The 14,076-nt window shown below is 57.3% G+C and carries 14 protein-coding genes, 4 tRNA genes and 1 pseudogene; 5 read left to right on the forward strand and 14 right to left on the reverse strand.

What is annotated here, in order from left to right:
- Positions 1–119 precede the first annotated feature (119 nt).
- The 7 genes from clpX to EAH78_RS12825 all read right to left on the reverse strand — a co-directional run bounded on the left by clpX (position 120) and on the right by EAH78_RS12825 (position 4,430).
- A complete protein-coding gene (gene clpX, locus EAH78_RS12795) occupies positions 120–1,403 on the reverse strand; it encodes an ATP-dependent Clp protease ATP-binding subunit ClpX (protein ID WP_007946893.1) in 1,284 nt (427 codons plus the stop codon).
- Positions 1,404–1,515: 112 nt separating this feature from the next.
- Entirely contained in the window at positions 1,516–2,151 is a 636-nt protein-coding gene (gene clpP, locus EAH78_RS12800; protein ID WP_027926070.1) for an ATP-dependent Clp endopeptidase proteolytic subunit ClpP, read from the reverse strand.
- Positions 2,152–2,244: 93 nt separating this feature from the next.
- Positions 2,245–3,555 carry a trigger factor gene (tig, locus tag EAH78_RS12805; protein WP_140667846.1) on the reverse strand — a complete coding sequence of 437 codons (1,311 nt, stop codon included), beginning with the start codon at positions 3,553–3,555 and terminating at the stop codon, positions 2,245–2,247.
- A gap of 395 nt (positions 3,556–3,950) precedes the next feature.
- Positions 3,951–4,026, reverse strand: a tRNA-His gene (locus EAH78_RS12810).
- A 77-nt stretch (positions 4,027–4,103) separates the two neighbouring features.
- A tRNA-Leu gene (locus EAH78_RS12815) sits at positions 4,104–4,188 on the reverse strand.
- A 57-nt stretch (positions 4,189–4,245) separates the two neighbouring features.
- Positions 4,246–4,321 (reverse strand) — tRNA-His (locus EAH78_RS12820).
- Positions 4,322–4,353: 32 nt separating this feature from the next.
- Positions 4,354–4,430, reverse strand: a tRNA-Arg gene (locus tag EAH78_RS12825).
- 274 nt (positions 4,431–4,704) lie between these two features.
- Between EAH78_RS12825 and folD the strand changes: the two genes are divergently transcribed.
- Both folD and pbpG read left to right on the forward strand, forming a co-directional pair.
- Positions 4,705–5,559 (forward strand): bifunctional methylenetetrahydrofolate dehydrogenase/methenyltetrahydrofolate cyclohydrolase FolD, encoded by an 855-nt coding sequence (gene folD / locus EAH78_RS12830; protein WP_140667847.1) that lies wholly within the window; start codon positions 4,705–4,707, stop codon positions 5,557–5,559.
- Positions 5,560–5,794: 235 nt separating this feature from the next.
- On the forward strand, positions 5,795–6,733 hold the full coding sequence (gene pbpG / locus EAH78_RS12835; protein ID WP_140667848.1) for a D-alanyl-D-alanine endopeptidase: 939 nt from the start codon (positions 5,795–5,797) through the stop codon (positions 6,731–6,733).
- Positions 6,734–6,789: 56 nt separating this feature from the next.
- Here pbpG and EAH78_RS12840 read toward each other — a convergent pair whose 3' ends face one another.
- The 3 genes and pseudogenes from EAH78_RS12840 to EAH78_RS12850 all read right to left on the reverse strand — a co-directional run bounded on the left by EAH78_RS12840 (position 6,790) and on the right by EAH78_RS12850 (position 8,053).
- Positions 6,790–7,008 carry a hypothetical protein gene (locus EAH78_RS12840; RefSeq protein WP_140667849.1) on the reverse strand — a complete coding sequence of 73 codons (219 nt, stop codon included), beginning with the start codon at positions 7,006–7,008 and terminating at the stop codon, positions 6,790–6,792.
- Positions 7,009–7,025: 17 nt separating this feature from the next.
- Positions 7,026–7,232 (reverse strand): DUF6021 family protein, encoded by a 207-nt coding sequence (locus tag EAH78_RS12845; RefSeq protein ID WP_076028026.1) that lies wholly within the window; start codon positions 7,230–7,232, stop codon positions 7,026–7,028.
- Positions 7,233–7,325: 93 nt separating this feature from the next.
- Positions 7,326–8,053: pseudogene (locus tag EAH78_RS12850) on the reverse strand (peptidase C39 family protein).
- Between the two features lie 166 nt (positions 8,054–8,219).
- Here EAH78_RS12850 and EAH78_RS32315 point away from each other — a divergent pair.
- Positions 8,220–8,390 carry a hypothetical protein gene (locus EAH78_RS32315; protein WP_170219118.1) on the forward strand — a complete coding sequence of 57 codons (171 nt, stop codon included), beginning with the start codon at positions 8,220–8,222 and terminating at the stop codon, positions 8,388–8,390.
- A 73-nt stretch (positions 8,391–8,463) separates the two neighbouring features.
- On the opposite strand, the gene EAH78_RS12855 is transcribed toward EAH78_RS32315, so the two are convergent.
- Together EAH78_RS12855 and EAH78_RS12860 are read right to left on the reverse strand one after the other, a co-directional pair.
- The gene (locus EAH78_RS12855) at positions 8,464–9,213 is read right to left on the reverse strand and encodes a TerC family protein (protein ID WP_140667851.1); all 750 of its coding nucleotides are present in this window, start codon (positions 9,211–9,213) and stop codon (positions 8,464–8,466) included.
- Between the two features lie 26 nt (positions 9,214–9,239).
- On the reverse strand, positions 9,240–9,482 hold the full coding sequence (locus EAH78_RS12860) for a hypothetical protein (protein ID WP_140667852.1): 243 nt from the start codon (positions 9,480–9,482) through the stop codon (positions 9,240–9,242).
- Between the two features lie 135 nt (positions 9,483–9,617).
- Here EAH78_RS12860 and nhaR point away from each other — a divergent pair, with 135 nt between their 5' ends.
- Entirely contained in the window at positions 9,618–10,517 is a 900-nt protein-coding gene (nhaR, locus tag EAH78_RS12865) for a transcriptional activator NhaR (RefSeq protein ID WP_140667853.1), read from the forward strand.
- Positions 10,518–10,521: 4 nt separating this feature from the next.
- Here nhaR and EAH78_RS12870 read toward each other — a convergent pair whose 3' ends face one another.
- The gene (locus EAH78_RS12870; protein ID WP_140667854.1) at positions 10,522–11,676 is read right to left on the reverse strand and encodes an MFS transporter; all 1,155 of its coding nucleotides are present in this window, start codon (positions 11,674–11,676) and stop codon (positions 10,522–10,524) included.
- A gap of 379 nt (positions 11,677–12,055) precedes the next feature.
- On the opposite strand from EAH78_RS12870, the gene sstT reads away from it, so the two are divergent.
- Entirely contained in the window at positions 12,056–13,288 is a 1,233-nt protein-coding gene (gene sstT / locus EAH78_RS12875) for a serine/threonine transporter SstT (RefSeq protein WP_140667855.1), read from the forward strand.
- A gap of 192 nt (positions 13,289–13,480) precedes the next feature.
- Here sstT and EAH78_RS12880 read toward each other — a convergent pair whose 3' ends face one another.
- Positions 13,481–13,990, reverse strand: coding sequence for a DUF1993 domain-containing protein (locus EAH78_RS12880; protein ID WP_027925391.1), 510 nt, complete (start codon positions 13,988–13,990; stop codon positions 13,481–13,483).
- Positions 13,991–14,076: the final 86 nt, after the last annotated feature.

A 14,076-nucleotide genomic window follows, 5' to 3' on the forward strand; every position in this document is an offset into this window, starting at 1 on the left:
AGTAAGCTTGAAACCAAGATGGGGGCTGCCTTCAAAAAAAACAAGCGCAAAGACAGTGATAAAACGCAGTAAAAGCAAAGGGGCCCGAAGGCCCCTTCTTTGTACCAGCTGCGTGACGCTTAAGCGTCTGGCGCGGCCTTGGCAGCAGGCTCACTGTTTTCGTAGATATACAGTGGCTTGGACTTGCCTTCTATAACGCTTTCGTCGATCACTACTTTACTCACCTCGGATTGCGAGGGGATTTCATACATAGTGTCGAGCAATACACCTTCGAGAATCGAGCGCAGTCCACGGGCACCGGTCTTGCGTTCCAGGGCACGTTTGGCGACCGATTTCAGTGCGTCGGCCCGGAATTCCAGGTCCACGCCTTCCATCTCGAACAACTTGGCATACTGCTTGGTCAGAGCATTTTTCGGCTCGGTGAGAATCTGCATCAGCGCAGCCTCATCAAGCTCGTCCAGCGTGGCAAGTACCGGCAGACGACCGACGAATTCCGGGATCAGACCGAACTTGACCAGATCGTCAGGCTCGACCTCACGCAGGGATTCACCGACTTTCTTGCCTTCTTCCTTGCTGCGAACTTCCGCGTTGAAACCGATGCCGCCTTTCGTGGAACGGTTTTGAATAACCTTTTCCAGACCGGAGAACGCACCACCGCAGATGAACAGGATGTTACGGGTGTCGACCTGAAGGAATTCCTGCTGCGGATGCTTGCGACCACCTTGAGGCGGAACGGAAGCGACCGTGCCTTCGATCAACTTGAGAAGCGCCTGCTGCACGCCTTCACCGGAAACGTCCCGGGTGATCGACGGGTTGTCAGACTTGCGCGAAATCTTGTCGATTTCGTCGATGTAGACAATGCCCATCTGGGCTTTTTCTACGTCGTAATCGCACTTCTGCAGCAGCTTCTGAATGATGTTCTCGACATCTTCACCTACGTAACCCGCCTCGGTGAGGGTGGTTGCGTCGGCGATGGTGAACGGAACGTTCAGCAAACGAGCCAGTGTTTCGGCAAGCAGGGTTTTACCCGAGCCTGTCGGGCCGATCAGCAGGATGTTGCTCTTGCCGAGTTCGACGTCGTCATTCTTTTTGTCACGCTGATTCAGGCGTTTGTAGTGGTTGTACACCGCTACGGCCAGAACCTTTTTCGCACGTTCCTGACCAATTACGTACTGATCAAGGATGCCGCTGATTTCTTTAGGCGAGGGCAATTTATGCGCGCTGCTTTCGGCCTGGGCTTCCTGCACCTCCTCTCGGATGATGTCATTGCACAGGTCGACGCACTCGTCGCAGATAAAGACCGAGGGGCCGGCAATCAATTTGCGTACTTCATGCTGGCTTTTGCCACAGAAGGAGCAATAGAGCAGCTTGCCGTTGTCCTCGCCGTTGCGGGTGTCAGTCATTCGTTCGATCCAAATCCGATAGGCTTGCAACACAAGATGAAGGCTATTGCGGGCTTTTTCAAGCCCGCAGGTGATCAGACACGCCGACCAACCTTATTTTGAGCTGCTTATTTTAAGCGGGGCGCTGGCTGATCACTTCGTCGATCAACCCGTAATCACGCGCAGCTTCTGCACTCATGAAATTATCGCGGTTGGTGTCGCGCTCGATTTCTTCAAGAGTGCGCCCGCTATGCTTGGCCATCAGCGTGTTGAGACGCTCACGAATGAAGAGGATTTCCTTGGCATGGATTTCGATATCCGAAGCCTGGCCCTGGAAACCGCCCAGTGGCTGGTGAATCATCACACGTGAGTTCGGCAGGCAGTAACGCTTGCCCTGCGCACCGGCGGTCAGCAGGAACGCGCCCATGCTGCACGCTTGACCGATACAGGTGGTCGACACGTTTGGCTTGATGAACTGCATGGTGTCGTAGATCGACATGCCCGCAGTCACCGAACCGCCCGGCGAGTTGATGTAGAGATGGATGTCCTTGTCCGGATTTTCCGCTTCAAGGAACAGCAATTGCGCACAGATCAGGTTGGCCATGTAGTCCTCTACCGGACCAACCAGAAAGATCACTCGTTCCTTGAGAAGGCGCGAGTAGATGTCATAGGCGCGCTCGCCACGAGCAGACTGCTCGACAACCATCGGGACCAGGCCGCCTGCGGCCTGGATATCAGAGTTCTGCTGAATATACGAATTACGGAACATGCTCTGCAGTCACTCCCAAATAGTTATGTCTTGAATACGCATAAGCCAGCACGAAGGCTGGCTTATGGTGTGTGCTTCTTACTGCAAAAACGATCAGTCGGCTTGTGGAGCTTCTACCGGCTTGACTGCTTCTTCGTAAGAGACCGATTTGTCGGTCACGCTAGCTTTCTGCAGAACAGTATCCACAACTTGTTCTTCCAGCACAACCGAACGAACTTCGTTCAGTTGCTGGTCGTTCTTGTAGTACCAGGACACAACCTGCTCAGGCTCTTGGTAGGCCGAGGCCATTTCCTGAATCATTTCGCGAACGCGGGTTTCGTCAGGCTTGAGGTCGAATTGCTTGACCACTTCAGCCACGATCAGACCCAGTACAACGCGGCGCTTGGCTTGTTCTTCGAACAGCTCGGCCGGCAGTTGGTCAGGCTTGATGTTGCCGCCGAACTGCTGAACAGCCTGCACGCGCAGACGGTCAACTTCGTTGGACAGCAGAGCCTTAGGCACTTCGATCGGGTTGGTGGCCAGCAGACCGTCCATTACCTGATTCTTGACCTTGGATTTGATCGCCTGACGCAGTTCGCGCTCCATGTTCTTGCGAACTTCGGTGCGGAAGCCTTCAATGCCCGTTTCCTTGATGCCGAATTGAGCGAAGAATTCTTCGTTCAGCTCTGGCAGTTTTGGCTCGGAAACAGTGTTCACGGTGACGGTGAACTCGGCAGTCTTGCCGGCCAGGTCGAGGTTCTGGTAGTCCTCAGGGAACGTCAGGTTCAGAACACGCTCTTCGCCGGCTTTAGCGCCAACCAGACCGTCTTCGAAGCCAGGGATCATGCGGCCGGAACCCAGCACCAGCTGAGTACCCTTGGCGGAACCGCCTGCGAACACTTCACCGTCAACCTTGCCGACGAAATCGATGTTCAGCTGATCTTCGTTCTGGGCAGCGCGATCGGCCACTTCGAAACGGGTGTTCTGCTTGCGCAGGATGTCCAGCATTTTGTCCAGATCGGCATCAGCCACGTCAGCGCTCAGGCGCTCTACGGTGATACCTTCGAAACCGGCAACGGTGAACTCAGGGAACACTTCGAAAATAGCGACGTATTCCAGGTCCTTGCCCGCTTCGATCGACTTAGGCTCGATCGAAGGTGCGCCAGCCGGGTTCAGCTTTTGCTCAACAACAGCTTCGTAGAAAGAAGACTGGATCACATCGCCCACGGCTTCTTGACGCGCATCAGCACCGAAACGGCGCTTGATTTCGCTCATTGGCACTTTGCCTGGACGGAAGCCAGCAATCTTGGCCTTTTGGGCAGTCTGCTGCAGACGCTTGTTGACCTGAGTCTCGATGCGCTCAGCCGGCACGGTGATGCTCATGCGGCGCTCAAGAGCAGAAGTATTTTCAACAGAAACTTGCATGGATATTCCTCGTTGCACAGACGTTAGCCGGCCGTTTCCGACCCCAGAATCAAGGGCATGCATTCTAGTGGGTCATACTCAAGAAGTCACCCTACTGAAAACGGGTAAAAACGCAGCAGGCAATTTATAGGCGCGAATGCACGAATGCACCTCGCGCCAATGGCAAACACAACCGATCACGCCAGGGCCCTGCGCCAACCCTTCTATATATAGAAGCGGTTGCCAATCATCTCCCTGACAGCCGATCTTGCGAACAAGGCCGGCGGGCAGCGCGGCATCATCGAGCAACACAAATACGACGAAACGCCCTGCCCCTGCGACCCAGAACCAGCAGTCGCTGAACCCGCCAAAACAAAAAAGGCGCCAGACTGTTAAATCTGGCGCCTTTCGAAATATGGGGTGGACGAAGGGGATCGAACCCTCGACAACGGGAGTCACAATCCCGTGCTCTACCAACTGAGCTACGCCCACCATATTGCGTGACAAAGAAGTAAAACAACTTCTTTGCTGACCCCAACCAGGCCGATCGGCATGAGTGAAGCTTTATTTGGTGCGGATGAAGAGACTCGAACTCTTACGCCTCGCGGCGCTGGAACCTAAATCCAGTGTGTCTACCAATTCCACCACATCCGCGGGTTGAAGCTGTTAAAGCAAAGGCGCCAGACTGTTAATCTGGCGCCTTTCGAAATATGGGGTGGACGAAGGGGATCGAACCCTCGACAACGGGAGTCACAATCCCGTGCTCTACCAACTGAGCTACGCCCACCATATTGCGCTACTTGTGCCAAAGCTGCCTAATGGCGCACCCGGCAGGACTCGAACCTGCGACCATCCGCTTAGAAGGCGGATGCTCTATCCAGCTGAGCTACGGGCGCCTTGTAATTTGTACTCTTGGAGGACTACAAACTAAGTGCTTTCCAGTCTTGCGAAACCGCAGTTCCACTTGACCTTCCTAACCAGTGCTAGGCTGTGCCCGACAAGTGCGACGAATAGTATAGAGGCCCCCGAGGGTCGTCAAATCCTTTTTAAAAAAAATTCATTTAATTAAAGGAGTTAGGGGAATTTGCAGACCAAGCGCCTTTGCCCTCACCTCATGACATGCGAGAATGCGTTCTCTTTTTTTCCCCTCTCGATGGTTAATCACGCGCAATGACTGCACAACTAATCGACGGCAAATCGATCGCCGCCAGCCTGCGCCAGCAGATCGCCAAACGAGTTGCCGAGCGTCGCGAGCAAGGCTTGCGTACACCCGGCCTCGCCGTGATCCTGGTCGGCAGCGATCCCGCCTCTCAGGTTTATGTCTCGCACAAGCGTAAAGACTGTGAAGAGGTCGGCTTTATCTCCCAAGCCTATGACCTGCCTTCCGAAACCACTCAAGAAGCGCTGACCGACCTGATCGATCGTCTGAACGACGACCCGGCAATCGACGGCGTTCTGCTTCAGCTTCCTCTCCCTGAACACCTCGACGCGTCCAAATTGCTGGAGCGCATTCGTCCGGACAAAGACGTCGACGGCTTCCACCCTTATAACGTCGGTCGCCTGGCCCAGCGTATTCCACTGCTGCGCCCCTGCACCCCTAAAGGCATCATGACCCTGCTGGAAAGTACCGGTGTCGATCTTTACGGGATGGATGCAGTGATTGTCGGCGCGTCCAACATAGTTGGCCGCCCGATGGCGATGGAATTGCTGCTGGCCGGTTGCACCGTGACCGTCACCCACCGTTTCACCAAGGACCTGGCCGGCCACGTGGGCCGTGCCGATCTGGTGGTGGTGGCCGCTGGCAAGCCGGGCCTGGTCAAGGGCGAGTGGATCAAGGAAGGCGCGATCGTGATCGACGTCGGGATTAACCGCCAGGATGACGGCAAACTGGTCGGCGACGTGATCTATGAAACCGCCCTGCCCCGCGCTGGCTGGATCACTCCGGTCCCGGGCGGTGTTGGCCCGATGACCCGTGCCTGCCTGCTGGAAAACACGCTGTACGCGGCAGAAACCCTGCACAGCTGAGTTTCAAAGCAGATGTAAAAAGCGTTTCAAATGACCCCGCCCATGGCGGGGTTCTTTTTGCCGAAGTAAAAGCCCTGCCACCCGCCTGAAAATGACATTTTTTTCATGTTTTACAGGACTTTCACCTGTTACTTGAACAACCATCGACAGTTATTCAGCCATACTCCAGAATGTCGCGCTTTTACGAAATAGCCCGTTACAAAACGGCTTATCAACACATAATGAGTCTGCCAGCGTGAAAATCCGTCTTTCCATCCTGAGCCTATTTTTTGCAGTTACAGGGACTTTCATCACGCCAATCGCCAGCGCTGGCGATACCACCGCTGCGCCTCGAGATGCGCAACATCTCAAACTTGCTTCGGGCAGCTCATTAGTCATGGATATGCAGACCAACAAAATCATCTACGCCAGTAACCCTGACGTGGTGGTGCCGATTGCGTCTGTCAGCAAACTGATGACCGGCCTGATCATCGTTGAAGCCCGACAGAACTTGGACGAGTACATCAACATCAACATCAGCGACACCCCGGAAATGAAGGGTGTATTTTCCCGGGTCAAGCTCAACAGCGAAATGCCACGCCGGGAAATGCTGCTGATCGCCCTGATGTCTTCGGAAAACCGTGCAGCCGCGAGCCTGGCCCACCACTATCCGGGCGGTTATGCAGCCTTCATCGCCGCGATGAACGCCAAGGCCAAGGCGCTGGGCATGGTCAACACCCACTTCGTCGAGCCGACCGGCCTGTCCCCGCACAACGTGTCCACCGCCCGCGACCTGAGCAAACTGCTGGTGGCCGCGCACAAGTACCCGCTGCTGACCGAGCTGAGTACCACCAAGGAAAAAACCGTGTCGTTCCGCAAGCCCAACTACAGCCTGGGTTTCCGCAACACCGACCATTTGATCGGCAAGCAGAACTGGGACATCCAGCTGACCAAAACCGGCTTCACCAACGAAGCGGGCCACTGCCTGGTGCTGGTGACCAGCATGGGTAATCGCCAGGTTGCGCTGGTCATCCTTGACGCTTATGGCAAGTACACCCACTTTGCCGATGCCACCCGTATCCGCAACTGGGTCGAAACCGGCAAGGGCGCAGACGTGCCGTCCGTTGCCTTGCAGTACAAATCCGACAAGAACCTCAAGCACCGCCAGAGCGGCGTGGTTGAAGCATCGAAATAAACAGGCGCCCACAAAAAAGCCCCGGACAATCGGGGCTTTTTTTCGTCTGGTATTTATCAGTCGTTGGGCAGCGGCATTTGATCGTCATCCGGAATGCCATCCCCCTTGCTCGGATCTCTCCAGCCGTCGTGGGGATGCTCTGTCGGCACCACCAGCGGCCTGGCCAGAGGATCGCGCAGCGGGCTATCAGGGTCCATCACCGGGTCGATGTCTTCTTGGGGTGTTGTGGGAACGCTGTCCGGACGTTTGTCGTCAAAACTCGAATCGGTAGACATAGGCACCTCATCAGGGCTCAGGGTTTCAGGTCAGCGAGGGGGTCATAAGGCTTCGCTGGCGCCTTGGGGTTGTCGCCCGGCTTCACGTCCCTGGGCGCCTTGGCGGGACCGATGGGATCGACCTGGGGGTCGGCGAGGTCCGGCGAATCGGGATCGAAGCCCAACTCATCGCCCGAAGAGTGTTCAGACGAATGCGGACCGACAGGGGTAGTGGAATTTGCCATGGGCGCCTCCTTGAAATGGCCCGGACAAATCCGGGCACTGTTCTTTAGAGAGCCGCCGCACGCAGCAGTGCCTGCAGAATGACGAACGGACGCTTACTGCGTGGTCAGGGCCTTCTTCGCTCGAGCAGCCGCTTGCTCCTGGCCGGCCTGCCCCAAATCGTTCGCCGCCTTGAGCCAACGCTGCTGATCGACGTTGGCCGGAATCTGGTTCGGCTTCTGGATTAGCACGGCCCAGCCACCCGCGTCCTTGAACGACGACTCAAACGAACTGAAGCTCATCATGTTCCGATGATTCATCCCCGCGCGCAGCAACACGGTCTGCTTCTTGCGGTTATAGCCGGCGAGAATGGCATAGCGCGGCTCGGCCCAGAGCGCGGTGCCTTCGGTGAAGCGCACCATCACCGGATAGCCGGCAGCGACCTGAGTCAACAATGCGGGCAACGTGCTGTCGAGGGGATAAACCACCATCCCGTATTCGCGGGCCAGGTTCTGCATGTTCTGTTGCAACTTATCCTCGGCGCCCGGCACATGCAGGGGCTTTTCCAACAGGCCCGGGGTAATCACGATGCCCTGCTGCGCCAACAGGCTGGCCAACACTTGCGGTCCGCTTTGAAAGGCTTGTCCGCGATAGAACGTACCACTGAGTTCCACCCGTTCCGGCAGACGCTGGATCTCAGGCGCAACGCTCCCGGCGCACCCTGCCAACCCGACAACACAGCCCACAATCAACGCCGCCGTGCGAATTCGAGAAAATACCCGATCCATCTTCACTCTCTTGTTCAGACGCCGGGCAACAGGCTCCCGGCTTGGCTGTCGATCATAGGATGCCGCGCGACGCCGGTATAGCCTTAACCGGCAGTTACGTGCATTCGATAGAGCGAACTGGTTAGTGACAGACGACCTTTGGTCAATTGTCTGACACACAGCACCGACTAGACTGTCAGTTGCATAGCGTGTGTGCCCGATGCAGGGCAAAGAGGAGGCACGATGAGCCTGACAATGACGATCGTGATGTTGATTTCCGGCTGGCTGGCCGTTGCCGCCGCCATGTTGTGGGGAGTCCTGCGCATTACCCGGCGCCACCATCACTACCCGATTCAATCGACGCCTGAGGAAACCACTGAAAAGTCCGCTGCTCGTCACGCCACCGTGCACTGAGTGATTTTCCGTCTTCAAAAAAAAGGCCGCCTGAACACTTTCGTATTCAGGCGGCCTTTTCATTTACAGCCGATCAAGCATCAGCAGTGATGCGCTTTTGTTTGGCTCGACGCGACATCATGTTCAAGCACTCGATCGTTGCCGAGAACGCCATGGCCGCGTAGACGTAGCCTTTCGGTACGTGGGCGCCGAAGCCTTCGGCGATCAGCGTCATGCCGATCATGATCAGGAAGCCCAGCGCCAGCATCACCACCGTCGGGTTGTCGTTGATGAACTTGGCCAACGGATCAGCCGCCAGCAACATCACCAGTACCGACACCACCACCGCGATGATCATGATCGGCAAATGCTCAGTCATGCCGACCGCCGTGATGATGCTGTCGATGGAAAACACCATGTCCAGCATCAGGATCTGCCCGATTGCAGCGGCGAAGCCCAGGGTCACGGTCGACGTCGCCGACTTCGGATCTTCCGGTGCCGGGTCCATGCTGTGATGGATCTCGGTGGTGGCTTTCCACAACAGGAACAGGCCGCCGGCAATCAGGATCATGTCCTTCCAGGAGAACGCGTGGCCGAGGATTTCGATCACAGGCGCCGTCAACTGGACAATAAACGCGATGGTGCTCAGCAGACCCAGACGCAGGATCAGCGCCATGCCGATACCAATGCGGCGGGCCTTCTGCCGATGTTGCTCGGGCAATTTATTGGTCAGGATCGAGATGAAGATCAGGTTATCGATGCCCAGCACGATCTCCATGACAATCAACGTGGCCAGGGCGACCCAGGCGGTGGGGCTTGCAGCAAGTTCTAAAAGGTATTCCATGGGTCAGTCCTGACTCGTATTAGACGTTAGATTTCCTGGGACGAAGCTTCGGTTTTTTCTTTGTCTTCGCCCGCTGACTCTTTCTTGCTGATCAGGCCGCCGGTGGCGTCGCTGAGCGCTTGTTCGGCCGCTTTGTGAGTATCATCAATCGCCTGTTTGGCGCTCTCAGCCGCCTTGCCCATCAATTGCTGAGCACTTTTTTCGGCCTGGTCGCAACCGGCCAGTACCAGTAAAGACGCAAACAGCACAGCCGTGGTGGTGATCTTCATGATGCTTCCCTCGTTAGAACAAACGGTACCGAGTTGATGGCCCGTTGATAGCGACGCATTCTAGGGAGGCAAACACTTCAGGAAAATTCGTATTTTTAGCGGCTATACTTCGATTTTTACGAACTGTAGACCATCATGCTCAACTATCGGCAATTGCATTACTTCTGGGTGGTGGCCAAGACCGGCAGCATCGTGCGCGCCTGCGAGCAGCTGAACCTGACACCGCAGACCATCAGCGGGCAGATTTCCCTGCTTGAGCAAACCTACGGCATCGAGCTGTTTCAACGGGTAGGCCGGCAACTCGAGCTCACCGAGGCGGGTCGTCAGGCCCTGCCCTACGCCGAGCAGATGTTTCAGCTGGGCGGCGAACTGGAATTGATGTTGCGAGCACAGCCCAACGAGCAGCAGATTCAGTTTCGCGTCGGTGTGGCGGACGTTGTGCCCAAGTCCATCGTTTATCGGCTGATCGCGCCAACGATGGAATTGAGCGAGCCGCTGCGCATCACCTGTCGCGAAGACAAACTCGAACGGTTGCTCGCCGACCTGGCGATCCAGCGCCTGGACATGGTGATTTCCGACAGTCCTATGCCCTCGCACCTGGACATCAAGGGCTACAGCCAGAAACTCGGGGAATGCGGGATCAGCTTCTTCGCCACGGTGGAACTGGCCGCGCAGTACGGGCAGGATTTCCCTCGCAGTCTGCACGGCGCACCACTGTTGATTCCGGGGCCGGAAACCGTGGTGCGCAACCGCTTGCAGCGCTGGTTCGCCGAGCAGCAGATCCAGCCGCGCATAGTCGGGGAGTTCGATGACAGCGCGTTGATGCAGGCGTTTGGTCAGTCCGGCAGCGGGATCTTCATCGGCCCGAGCGTGATTGCCGATGAAGTGAAACGCCAATATGGCGTGGAGGTGATTGGCCAGACCGACGCCGTGACCGAGTCGTTCTACGCCATTTCAGTGGAACGCAAGGTCAAGCACCCCGGCATTGTCGCCATTACCGAAGGTGCCCGACGCGAGCTGTTCACCGAGCTGTGAAGCCTCAGGCGCAGACTTCACGCGGCTTGAAGGTCATCAGCGCAATCGCCAGCAGGATCGAGGCGAGGATAAAAGCGGCAGCCGCAAACCCAAGGCCTTGCAGACCGAAGTTGTCGATCACCCGACCGCCGACCATCGCGCCCAGGCCGATGCCGAGGTTGGCCCCGGCAATGTTCAGCGAGGCGGCGAAGGCCGGCGCTTCGGGCGCCGCCTTCATCAGGCGCACATGGCTGACCAGGAACAACGCCGCCTGCGTCACACCCCAGATGCCCATCGCCGCCGCCAGACCGAGGGGCGAATGAATGTTCGGCACCAGCGCCACCAGACCGGCAATCATAAACGCGCAGAACATCACCGAGGCGATCAGCGGATGACGATCCACCGCGCGGCCGCCCAGCGAGTTGCCGATCAACCCGACTGCGCCGAAGCCCATCAGGCACCAACCGACCACCGTGCCGTTGAAACCGGCCAGGCGCTCAAGGATGTCCGCCAGGTAGGTATAGGCGGTAAACATGCCGCTGAAGACCACAACCGACAGCAGCACATGGCCGATCATCAGCGGGCTGCGCAGGATCTTGAATTGCGAACGGAAACTCACCTGATGCTGGTGCAGGTTGGTTTTGGGCAGGTAGATAAACAGCAACATGGCCTTGGCAAAGGCGATGACCGCCAGAATGCCGAAAGCGCTGCGCCAGCCGAACGCATCGGAAATCAGCGTGCCCACCGGAATGCCGAACACCGTGGCGCAGACAATGCCGAAACCAATCTTGGCGATGGCCCGCCCGGCGTAGTCCGGCCCGACAATGTCCACCGCCGTCTCGCTGGCCAGGGCCCAGAACACCGGCAAGCCGAGTGCGGGAACCAACCGGGCGAAGGCCATTACCCAGATATTCGGCGCAAACGCGGCGAGAGTGTTGGCCAGACCGAACATGATCAGCACCGAGATGAACAGCTTGCGGCGTTCAAAACGCGCGAAGTACGCGGTCAGGAACGGCCCGAAGGCGGCGACGGTAAACGCGAACAAGGTCACCAGCAAACCCGCTTGCGGGATGCTGACTTCAAGGTCGCGGGCGATGGCCGGTAACAGGCCAACGATGACGAATTCCGTGGTCAGCACCGTGAAACCGGCGGCAGACAACAGAAGAATGGGCAACAGCATGCACAACTCCAGAAAACGACGACACCAGCGAATAGCCCGAAGGCCCACTGGCAGACTTGAAAATGAGGATGGCGAATCTTAACAGAGTGTTTCCAAAGCGGGTTGCACGAACCTGCTTATCTCGTTTAATGCGCGAGTGGCAGATCGTCACAGGTCTGAAGGATCGTTCCTGCGCTGTGATAAAGTCCGCGCCCTGAAAAACCTACACCCTGTTAAGCCGAGACACTAAACCTGTGGCGAGGGAGCTTGCTCCCTCGCCACAGGTAATCAGCGCGTTACACCCTGTGTTTCCTTTTCGGTTTCCCGTCTGCGGCCTGCCCTGTATGTTGCCGCACACCTGCGAAACCCTCCTCCTATAAAAAATCAGAGATGCTGTTTTATGACCGCTTCATCCCCTTCTCTATTTCAACGCCTTAAACGCACCAGCCTGGTCACGCAAATCATCATCGGCCTGATCGCCGGTATTGCCCTGGCCCTGTTTGCGCCTGAAGTGGCGAAGTCCACTGGGTTTATTGGCAAGGTGTTCGTCTCGGCGCTGAAAGCCGTCGCGCCGATTCTGGTGTTCGTGCTGGTCATGGCGTCGATCGCCAACCACAAGCACGGCCAGGAAACCCATATCCGGCCGATCCTGTTTTTGTATTTGCTCGGCACGTTCGCGGCGGCGGTGGTCGCAGTGGTGGCCAGCATGATGTTCCCGTCGAATCTGGTGCTGTCCACGCAAGACGTTGCGGTCACTGCGCCGGGGGGTATTGGCGAAGTGCTGCAAAGCCTGCTGCTGAGCGTGGTCGATAACCCGGTGAGTGCGCTGATGAACGCCAACTTCATCGGCATCCTCGCGTGGGCCATCGGCATGGGCATTGCCATTCGCCATGCCGGCGACACCACCCGTGAAGTGCTGGGTGACCTGTCCAATGGCGTCACCGTGATCGTGCGGTTGGTGATTCGTTTTGCCCCGCTGGGGATTTTCGGCCTGGTGGCCTCGACCCTCGCCACCTCCGGTTTCGGTGCCTTGATCGGCTACGCGCATTTGTTGGCCGTGCTGCTCGGCTGCATGCTGTTCGTGGCCCTGGTGATGAACCCGATCATCGTGTTCTGGAAACTGCGCCGCAACCCGTATCCACTGGTGCTGATGTGCCTGCGCGAGAGCGGCATCACCGCGTTCTTCACTCGCAGTTCTGCGGCGAACATTCCAGTCAACCTGGAATTGAGCAAGCGCTTGGGTCTGCATGAAGACACCTACTCGGTGTCGATTCCACTGGGCGCGACCATCAACATGGCCGGCGCGGCGATCACCATCACCGTGCTGACCCTGGCGGCGGTGCATACCTTGGGCATCGTCGTGGATATTCCGACTGCGATCCTGCTGAGCGTCGTCGCAGCGATCTGCGCCTGTGGCGCTTCGGGCGTGGCGGGTGGTTCGCTGTTGCTGATTCCGCTGGCGTGCAGCCTGTTCGGTATCCCGAGCGAGATTGCCATGCAGGTGGTGGCGGTTGGTTTCATTATCGGCGTATTGCAGGACTCGGCGGAAACGGCGCTGAACTCGTCCACTGATGTACTGTTCACGGCGGCGGCTTGCCTGGGTGAAGAACGCAAAGCCGAACGCCTGGCCTGACAAACACCGCAAAACCTGTGGGAGCGGGCTTGCTCGCGAAGGGGCCGTCAGCCTCAATATAACCGTTGGCTGACACACCGCTTTCGCGAGCAAGCCCGCTCCCACAGGGGGCTGCGGCGAAGTTAAGAATGCAGGCACATGAAAAAGCCCCCGCAACCAAAGGCTGCGGGGGCTTTTTTGTACCTGGACGGTTTAGAACGCGCCCATGTAATCGCGCTTGCCCACTTCCACACCGTTGTGACGCAGCAGTGCGTAAGCAGTGGTCACGTGGAAGAAGAACTGCGGCAAACCGTAGCTCAGCAGGTAAGCCTGGCCACTGAATCGCTTCTCTTTAGGCGTGCCTGGACGAGTAACGATCTCGATGCCTTCCTTGCCGTTGATCTGCTCCGGCTTGATCTCGGCGATGTAGGCCAGAACCTTGGTCAGCAGCGCTTGCAGTTCGGCGAAGGTGGTTTCGGTGTCTTCGTACTTCGGCACTTCAACTTCGGCCAGACGCGAAGAAACGCCTTTGGCGAAATCAACGGCGATCTGCACCTGACGCACCAGCGGGAACATGTCCGGGAACAGACGTGCTTGCAGAAACGCGTTCGGGTCGATGTTTTTGGCGGTCGCATGGGCTTCGGCCTTGTTCAGCACATCGCTGAGAGCGGTGAGCATTTGCTTGAAAACAGGGACGGAGGCGTCGTACAGGGAAATGGTCATGGCAGTCTCGTGTGGTAACAGGAGGGGAAACGTCGGCCGATTATAGCCATGCCCGCCCCTCCTGCCATGGGTCTTTTTTCAGCTGC

The sequence above is a fragment of the Pseudomonas arsenicoxydans genome, assembly GCF_006438915.1.
In the GTDB taxonomy this organism is placed as follows: domain Bacteria; phylum Pseudomonadota; class Gammaproteobacteria; order Pseudomonadales; family Pseudomonadaceae; genus Aquipseudomonas; species Aquipseudomonas arsenicoxydans_A.

Bases quoted from the DNA above. Each gene is read 5' to 3' on its own strand.
- clpX (WP_007946893.1), bottom strand. From the start codon at position 1,403: ATGACTGACACCCGCAACGGCGAGGACAACGGCAAGCTGCTCTATTGC.
- clpP (WP_027926070.1), bottom strand. From the start codon at position 2,151: ATGTTCCGTAATTCGTATATTCAGCAGAACTCTGATATCCAGGCCGCA.
- tig (WP_140667846.1), bottom strand. From the start codon at position 3,555: ATGCAAGTTTCTGTTGAAAATACTTCTGCTCTTGAGCGCCGCATGAGC.
- folD (WP_140667847.1), top strand. From the start codon at position 4,705: ATGACTGCACAACTAATCGACGGCAAATCGATCGCCGCCAGCCTGCGC.
- EAH78_RS12840 (WP_140667849.1), bottom strand. From the start codon at position 7,008: ATGTCTACCGATTCGAGTTTTGACGACAAACGTCCGGACAGCGTTCCC.
- EAH78_RS12845 (WP_076028026.1), bottom strand. From the start codon at position 7,232: ATGGCAAATTCCACTACCCCTGTCGGTCCGCATTCGTCTGAACACTCT.
- EAH78_RS32315 (WP_170219118.1), top strand. From the start codon at position 8,220: ATGAGCCTGACAATGACGATCGTGATGTTGATTTCCGGCTGGCTGGCC.
- EAH78_RS12855 (WP_140667851.1), bottom strand. From the start codon at position 9,213: ATGGAATACCTTTTAGAACTTGCTGCAAGCCCCACCGCCTGGGTCGCC.
- EAH78_RS12860 (WP_140667852.1), bottom strand. From the start codon at position 9,482: ATGAAGATCACCACCACGGCTGTGCTGTTTGCGTCTTTACTGGTACTG.
- nhaR (WP_140667853.1), top strand. From the start codon at position 9,618: ATGCTCAACTATCGGCAATTGCATTACTTCTGGGTGGTGGCCAAGACC.
- EAH78_RS12870 (WP_140667854.1), bottom strand. From the start codon at position 11,676: ATGCTGTTGCCCATTCTTCTGTTGTCTGCCGCCGGTTTCACGGTGCTG.
- sstT (WP_140667855.1), top strand. From the start codon at position 12,056: ATGACCGCTTCATCCCCTTCTCTATTTCAACGCCTTAAACGCACCAGC.
- EAH78_RS12880 (WP_027925391.1), bottom strand. From the start codon at position 13,990: ATGACCATTTCCCTGTACGACGCCTCCGTCCCTGTTTTCAAGCAAATG.